6 protein-coding genes are annotated in these 6,633 nt (G+C 69.7%); 1 reads left to right on the forward strand and 5 read right to left on the reverse strand.

Annotated elements, in window-relative coordinates:
* Nucleotides 1-64: 64 nt before the first annotated feature.
* From JMO03_RS21105 to JMO03_RS09325, 5 genes are all read right to left on the reverse strand, one after another.
* On the reverse strand, nt 65-1,075 hold the full coding sequence (locus JMO03_RS21105) for an SDR family oxidoreductase (RefSeq protein ID WP_238346025.1): 1,011 nt from the start codon (nt 1,073-1,075) through the stop codon (nt 65-67).
* A gap of 18 nt (nt 1,076-1,093) precedes the next feature.
* On the reverse strand, nt 1,094-2,014 hold the full coding sequence (ku, locus tag JMO03_RS21110; RefSeq protein WP_238346026.1) for a non-homologous end joining protein Ku: 921 nt from the start codon (nt 2,012-2,014) through the stop codon (nt 1,094-1,096).
* A 68-nt stretch (nt 2,015-2,082) separates the two neighbouring features.
* Nucleotides 2,083-4,809, reverse strand: coding sequence for a DNA ligase D (gene ligD, locus JMO03_RS09315; protein WP_202842711.1), 2,727 nt, complete (start codon nt 4,807-4,809; stop codon nt 2,083-2,085).
* 110 nt (nt 4,810-4,919) lie between these two features.
* Nucleotides 4,920-5,423, reverse strand: a complete 504-nt coding sequence (locus JMO03_RS09320; RefSeq protein WP_238346027.1) for a hypothetical protein — start codon at nt 5,421-5,423, stop codon at nt 4,920-4,922.
* Nucleotides 5,420-5,638 (reverse strand): hypothetical protein, encoded by a 219-nt coding sequence (locus JMO03_RS09325; RefSeq protein ID WP_202842712.1) that lies wholly within the window; start codon nt 5,636-5,638, stop codon nt 5,420-5,422. The genes JMO03_RS09320 and JMO03_RS09325 overlap by 4 nt, the downstream gene beginning before the upstream one ends.
* A gap of 220 nt (nt 5,639-5,858) precedes the next feature.
* Between JMO03_RS09325 and JMO03_RS09330 the strand changes: the two genes are divergently transcribed.
* A protein-coding gene (locus tag JMO03_RS09330; RefSeq protein ID WP_202840579.1) for an IS5 family transposase occupies nt 5,859-6,616 on the forward strand; the annotation gives its coding sequence in 2 pieces (ribosomal slippage) (nt 5,859-6,174 and nt 6,174-6,616; 759 coding nt in all).
* Nucleotides 6,617-6,633 lie beyond the last annotated feature (17 nt).

Below are 6,633 nucleotides of genomic sequence, written 5' to 3' on the forward strand. Positions count from 1 at the left end.
GTGCGCCGGCCGCGTGGCACGCTAACGGGGACGCGGCGTGCCGCAGCGGCACATTCAGGCGGCGTCAGCCCTTGGGCCCGCCCATCACCCGCAGGACGATGCCGTTGATGTAGGAGGACATCACCGGCGACGCCAGGAACACGAACGCCGGCGAGAGTTCCTCCGGCTGGGCGGCGCGGCCCATGGCGCTGTCCTTGCCGAATTCGCCGACCTCGACGGCCGGCTTGTCGGCCGGATTGAACGGCGTCCACACCGGCCCCGGCGCCACCGCGTTGACGCGGATGCCGCGCGGGATCAGGTTGGCCGCCAGCGCCTTGGTGAACGCGTGCACCGCGCCCTTGGTGGTGGAGTAATCGATCAGCTTCGGGCTGCCGAACAGGCCGGTGACCGAGCCGCAGTTGATGATCGACGCGCCCTGCTCCATGTGCGGCAGCGCCGCGCGCGCCATCTGCAGGTAGCCGGCGACGTTGGTCTGCAGGGTCTCCTGCAGATGGGCGTCGCTGATGTCCTCGAGCCGCTCCGCGTGCAGCTGGAAGCCGGCGTTGTTGACCAGCACGTCGATGCGGCCGAAGCGTTTGGCGACGCGCTTGACTGCGCGGTTGCAGAACGCGGGATCGCGCACGTCGCCGGGCACGAGGATAGCCTGCCGGCCCTCCTTCTCCACCCAGCGCGCGGTTTCCTTCGCGTCGTCGTGTTCGTCGAGGTAGAAGATCGCCACGTCCGCGCCCTCGCGCGCGAACAGCACCGCCACCGCGCGGCCGATGCCGGAATCGGCGCCGGTCACGATCGCCTTCATGCCTTCGAGCTTGCCGCTGCCGGCGTAGCCGGGGGCTTCGAACTTCGGGGCCAGTTCCAGCTCGCTCTCGTGGCCGGGCTTGTCGATGTGCTGGGCCGGCATGCGCACCGGCTGGCGCCGCGCGCCGGCCTGCATCGCGGCCTTGCGCTCCGGCGTGTCGGGTTCGCGCGCGTCCTCGCGGTCGATCTTCGCCTGCAGCCTGCGCTGTCCGGCCGCGGTGCGGCCGGCGGCCTTCGCATCCTTCTTCGCCTGGCCGGCGGGCTTCTTGCTGCTTGCCATCTGCTTGCGTCTCCTCGATCAGGCGCGCTTGCGCGCGCGCGGTGCCGCCTTGGCCGCCTTCTTCGCCGGTGCCTTCTTCTTCGCCTTGGCTGGGGCCTTGGCGGGAGTCTTCTTCGGCGCCGCCTTCTTCGCCGGCGTGCGCCTGTTGTCCGACAGGCTCTTCTGCAGCAGCGAGACGAAGTCGACCACGTTGGTCGCCGCGCCCTCCTCGGGCTCGGCTTCCTCCAGCACCTCGGTGGTCGCGCCCTTGTCCTTGATCCGGCGGCGTATGATGTCGGCCAGGCGTTCGCGGAACTCGTCGTGGTAGTCGTCGGGATTCCATTTCGCAGCCATCGAGTCGACCAGCTGCGTGGCCATCTCCAGTTCCTTGGCGCTCACGCGGTAGTCGCCGGCCTTGCCCTCGGGGATCCTGTACTCGGTCGGGTCGACCAGTTCCTGCGGGTAGCGCATCAGCATCAGGATCAGCGCGTCGCCCTGTGGCATCACCGCCGAAAGGTATTCGCGGGTGCGGATCACCACCCGCGCCACGCCGATCTTCTTCGACTTGCGCAGCGTCTCGCGCAGCAGCACGTAGCCCTTCTCGGCCTTCTTGCCCGGCACCAGCACGTAGGGCTTCTCGAAGAAGCGCACGTCGATCGCGTCCTCGTCGACGAAGGCCTCGATCTCCACCGATTCGTGCGACTCGGGCGCGGCCGAGGCGATGTCGGACTTCTCGATCACCACGTAGCTGCCCTTGTCGTACTCGAAGGCCTTGACGATCTCCTTCCACGGCACTTCCTCGCCGGTGTCGGCGTTGACGCGCTCGAAGCGGATCGGCTTGCGATCGCGCGAATCGAGCATGCGGAAGGAAAGATCCTGGCTGCGGGTGCCGGGCATCAGCGACACCGGCACGTTGAGCAGGCCGAAGCCGAGGTTGCCGGTCCAGATGGGACGTGCCATGCCATTGCTCGCGTGGAGAGGCGGGCCGACAGCCTGCCCCGCCGCGTGTCGTCGCCTTGTGCAGGCGCTCAGCCGGGCAGCGACTGGCGGACCGCGTCGATGCCGTCCCAGGGATGCCGGCGCAGGCGCCTGAGCCGGGCGATCGCATTGCCGATGTCCCAGGCATTGCCGGCCTGCGCGCGCCCAAGTTCCTCCCAGCGCAGCGGCATCGACACCGGCGCGCCGGCACGGGCCCGCACCGAGAAACTGGCCACGCTGGTCGCACCGCGGCCATTGCGCAGCCAGTCGATGAAGATCCGTCCCTTGCGCCGCTGCTTGCTGGCGGTGGCGACGTAGCGCAGCGGATCGGCCTCGCGCGCGGCCTCGGCCACCGCCTGCGCGAACGCCCTGACCCGTTCCCATGGCGCCGGGGGCGACAGCGGGACCACCAGGTGCAGGCCCTTGCCGCCGGTGGTGCGGACGAACGATTCCAGCCCCGCCTGCTGCAGGAAGCCGCGCAGCTGGCGCGCCGCGGCGACCACGTCGCGCCAGCCGATGGCTTCGTCGGGGTCGAGGTCGAAAACCAGCCGGTCGCAATGCTCCACGTCGTCCACGTGCGCGCCCCAGGGGTGGAACTCGATGGTGTTGAACTGCACCAGTTCCATCACGCTGGCGGCATCGGTGACGTACAGGTAGTCCTCGCGCGCGCCGTCGGCTTCGGCCAGCGGGATGCGCGAGACCAGGTCCATGCCCGGCGTGGCGTGCTTCTGGAAGAAGCACTGCGAGCGCAGCCCGCCGGGGCAGCGCACCAGCGACAGCGGCCGGCCCTCGATCTCCGGCAGCAGCCAGTCCATCGCAGCGGCGTAGTAGTCGGCGAGCTGCTGCTTGGTGATGCCGTCCCCGGGGAACAGCACCTTGTCCGGACTGGAAAGCGCGGGTGGCGTGCGCGATCGCGATGACGAGGCCGCGGGACGGCCGCTCGGCGCGCCCTTCTTCGGCGGGCGCGTGGTTTGGGTCCCGCGTGCCGGCGCGTTCTTCGGCTTGCCGGCCCTGTCCGCCTTCGTTGCGTTCCCTGCCTTCGCCGCCTTCGCAGGTTTCGCGGCTTTCATCGCTTTCGCGGTCTTCTTCGCTTTCTTCGCCACGGTTACGTCCTCCGCGGTGGGATCCGCGATGCGGTCGCCGCCGTCATCGACCAGTGCGGAGACCGGCTTGTCGGGCCGCAGCGCCTTGAAGCTCGCCTGGCGCAGCAGGCCGCGGCCACCGGTGCCGCGATTGAACACTTCCACCACGAACGCGGGCCTGGGCAGCCATTTCGCCTGGCGCAGGTCGGTGTCGTTCTCCGGCACGTGCAGGGTCGGTGCGTCGCGCCCCTTGCCGGACAGGCGCTCGCCCAGCGCCTGGAGCTGGGTGTCGCTGAAGCCGCTGCCGACGCGCCCGACGTAGCGCCAGCCGTGTTCGGCATCGGGCGCGGCCAGCAGCAGCGAACCGATGCCGCGGCGGCTGCCCTTGGGCGGGGTGTAGCCCACCACCGCGTACTCGGCGCTGGCCAGCGCCTTGCACTTGCGCCAGTCGTCGCCGCGGCCGGGGTGGTAGCTGGCGTCGATGCGCTTGGAGATGATGCCTTCGAAACCCGCGTCCAGCGCGGCGCGGAACGCCGCCTGCGCCTCGCCGATGCCGTGCGAGCTGTAGCCCAGCGCGTCCGGTGCGCCCCGCAGCAGGCGTTCGAGCAACTGCTTGCGCTCCAGCAGCGGCGACGCGGACAGGTCGACGCCGTCCAGGTGCACCAGGTCGAACAGCATCAGCCGCAACCGCCCCTGGCGTTCGCCCGAGAGCACCTGCTGCAACCCGTTGAAATCCTCGCGCCGGCCTTGCGCCGCGACCAGCTCGCCGTCCAGGAGCGCTTCGCGCAGGCCCAGCGTCCCCAGCGCATCGCTGACCTCGGGCACGCGCGTGCTCCAGTCCAGGCCGTTGCGCGACCACAGGCGAACGCGGCCGTCGTGGATGCTGGCCAGCAGGCGGTAGCCGTCCCACTTCAGTTCGTGCAGCCAGTCCACGCCCTGCGGCGGCCGGTCCACCAGGCGCGCGAGCTGTGCGGTCGGGGCCGCCTCTGGCAGCGCCCTGCGACGGGCCTTGGGCAGGGCGAGCGCCAGCGACTGCGGTTCGTCGTCGTCGCGCGACGTTTTCGATCCGCGCTTGCGCACGGCTGCTTTCGCCGCCGACGGGGTCGTCTTCCCCACCTTCGGCGACGACTTCTTCGCCGGCCCGCCTGCCCGCTTCGCGTCCGCTTCCGGCGGTGGCGTCACGCCTTCGAGCAGGTCGTCGGCTTCGGTCGGCCCGGCCCAGGCGTCGCGCTGCTTGAACAGCAGCCACTGCGGCTGCCGCGCCGGCTTGCCCGAGCGCACCAGGTGCCAGCCGCCCTTGAGCCGTTTCCCGTGCAGCTCGAAGCGCAGGTGGCCCTTGGCCAGTTGCGCGGCGACATCGCCCTCGGTCGTCCACGTGCCGCGATCGAACTGCGCCACGTGGCCGCCGCCGTAGTGGCCCTTGGGGATATCGCCCTCGAACCTGGCGTAGTCCAGAGGATGGTCCTCGACCTCGACCGCCATGCGCTTGACCGCCGGGTCGAAGCTCGGCCCCTTGGGCACCGCCCAACTGCGCAGCACGTCGCCGACCTGCAGCCGGAAGTCGTAGTGGCGGCGGCTGGCGTGGTGCAGCTGGACCACGAAGATCGGCCGGCCGCGGGCGTTGCGCGGTGCACGGTCGTCGGGTTCGGGTGTCTGCCCGAAGCGTCGCTTGCGGCGGTAGTCCTCGAGCGCCATGGCGCGAGCGTCGCAGGCACCGTGTGTGCGGCCTGTGCAGCCGCACGGGACTTGCGTGTTTCCCGAAGCACCCCGGGGTACGCGCGGCGGATCACCGACGCACGCAGGCCTCAGGCGTGCGGCGTTTCCTGGCCATCCACCTCGAGGTGGACCAGGCCCAGGGGGTCGAACTGCGACGCCAGCATCGCGTGCTGCGCGTCCTCGGCGTCCACCACCACGAGTACGCGCCCGGCCTCGATTTCCTCCTCGTAACGGCGGCGCTCGGTCTCCGGGACCGCCGAACCCACCAGGGCCGAAGCCCAGGTCCCGACCAGCGCACCGGCCACGCCGCCGCCGAGCAGGGCGCCGGCGAGGGTCAGGCCCAGCGGCGGAAACGTCAGCGCCGCCAGCCCGGCCACCATGCCGGCGGCGGCGCCGAAGCCGGCGCCGCGCGCGGCGGCCGGCAGCATGTCGGTGTCGGCCTGCTTCATGTCGTCGGGCATGGCGCCGACCTCGATGTCCGAGCGGGCCACCAATGACAGCGCCTCGTCGCCGAGGCCGGCCTGGCGCGCGGTGGCGATCGCTTCTTCCGCGCGCGCAAGGTCGGGCGCGCTGTAGATGCGGCGGGTACTCATGCCTGTCCTCCGGCGTGGCCCGCGCAGTGTTCGCAGCAGTACACCTTGCCTCCGCGACCCACGCCGTGGCCGATCACCGCGCAGCTGCAATGGGCGCAGCGCGGGGCGAGCGCGTGGATCGCGCACTCGAAGGAATCGAACACGCCGTCGCCCTGTGCGGACTGCACGGTGAAGGCATGCTCGTAGTCGTTTCCGCAGACATCGCATCTGGCCATGGGGGCCTCCCTCGGTACCCGGGACGGAGTGCCAGCCTGCGCCGGGAAACGGCATGATCGTGTGAAGCACGGGCCGCTCGCACCCGCTCGCCGACGTGCCGATGCATGCGGCGGACGCCACGGCCGGTCGGCGACCCGCCCATGTCGCGAAGACCGTACCTGGATGGCGGCGGCCCGCTTCACCTAGAGCCTGTTAACACTATTTGCTAGACTTATGCGCATGGAACTGACGCCTGCGCAATTCGCCATCATCGAAGACTGCCTCCCCCGCCAACGGGGCAACGTGGCGGTGAGCAACCTCCACGTGCTCAACGCGATCCTGTTTGTCGCCGAGAACGGCTGCAAATGGCGCGCCTTGCCCAAGCGTTTCGGCAACTGGCACACGATCTATACCCGGATGAATCGCTGGGCCAAGGCCGGTGTGCTGGACCGGGTGTTCGAGCGGATGCAGGCCGCGCAACTGGTGCGCATCCGGCTTGAGGCGATCAGCCTGGACAGCACGATCGTGAAAGTGCATCCCGATGGCACCGGCGCGCGAAAAAAAACGGTCCGCAGTCCATCGGCCGATCCCGCGGCGGTTGGACCACCAAAATTCATATGGCTGCCGCGGATTCCCGCTGCGCCTTAGCCTTCTCACTGTCTCCCGGCCAAGCCGGCGATGCACCAGCCGGCCGCGACCTGCTGCGCACGTTGCCAACACCCCCGGCTGGCTGCCATCTCGTCATGGATCGTGCTTACGAGGGCAATGAAACACGCCAACTGGCCTTGGACCTGGGTTTTGAGCCGGTCGTGCCGCCGCACCCACTGCGAACAAGCCCCTGGCGCTACAACACCGAGATCTATCGAAGAAGAAACGAGATCGAGCGACTCTTCCGGCGGCTCAAAGGCTTCCGCCGCATCTTCAGCCGCTTCGACAAGCTCGACATCATGTTCGCTGGCTTCATCCACTTCGCATTGATCGTCGAATCACTACGATAGTGTTAACAGGCCCTAGG

Origin of the sequence: Luteimonas saliphila, from assembly GCF_016774335.1 — a bacterium.
Taxonomy (GTDB): Bacteria; Pseudomonadota; Gammaproteobacteria; order Xanthomonadales; family Xanthomonadaceae; genus Luteimonas; species Luteimonas saliphila.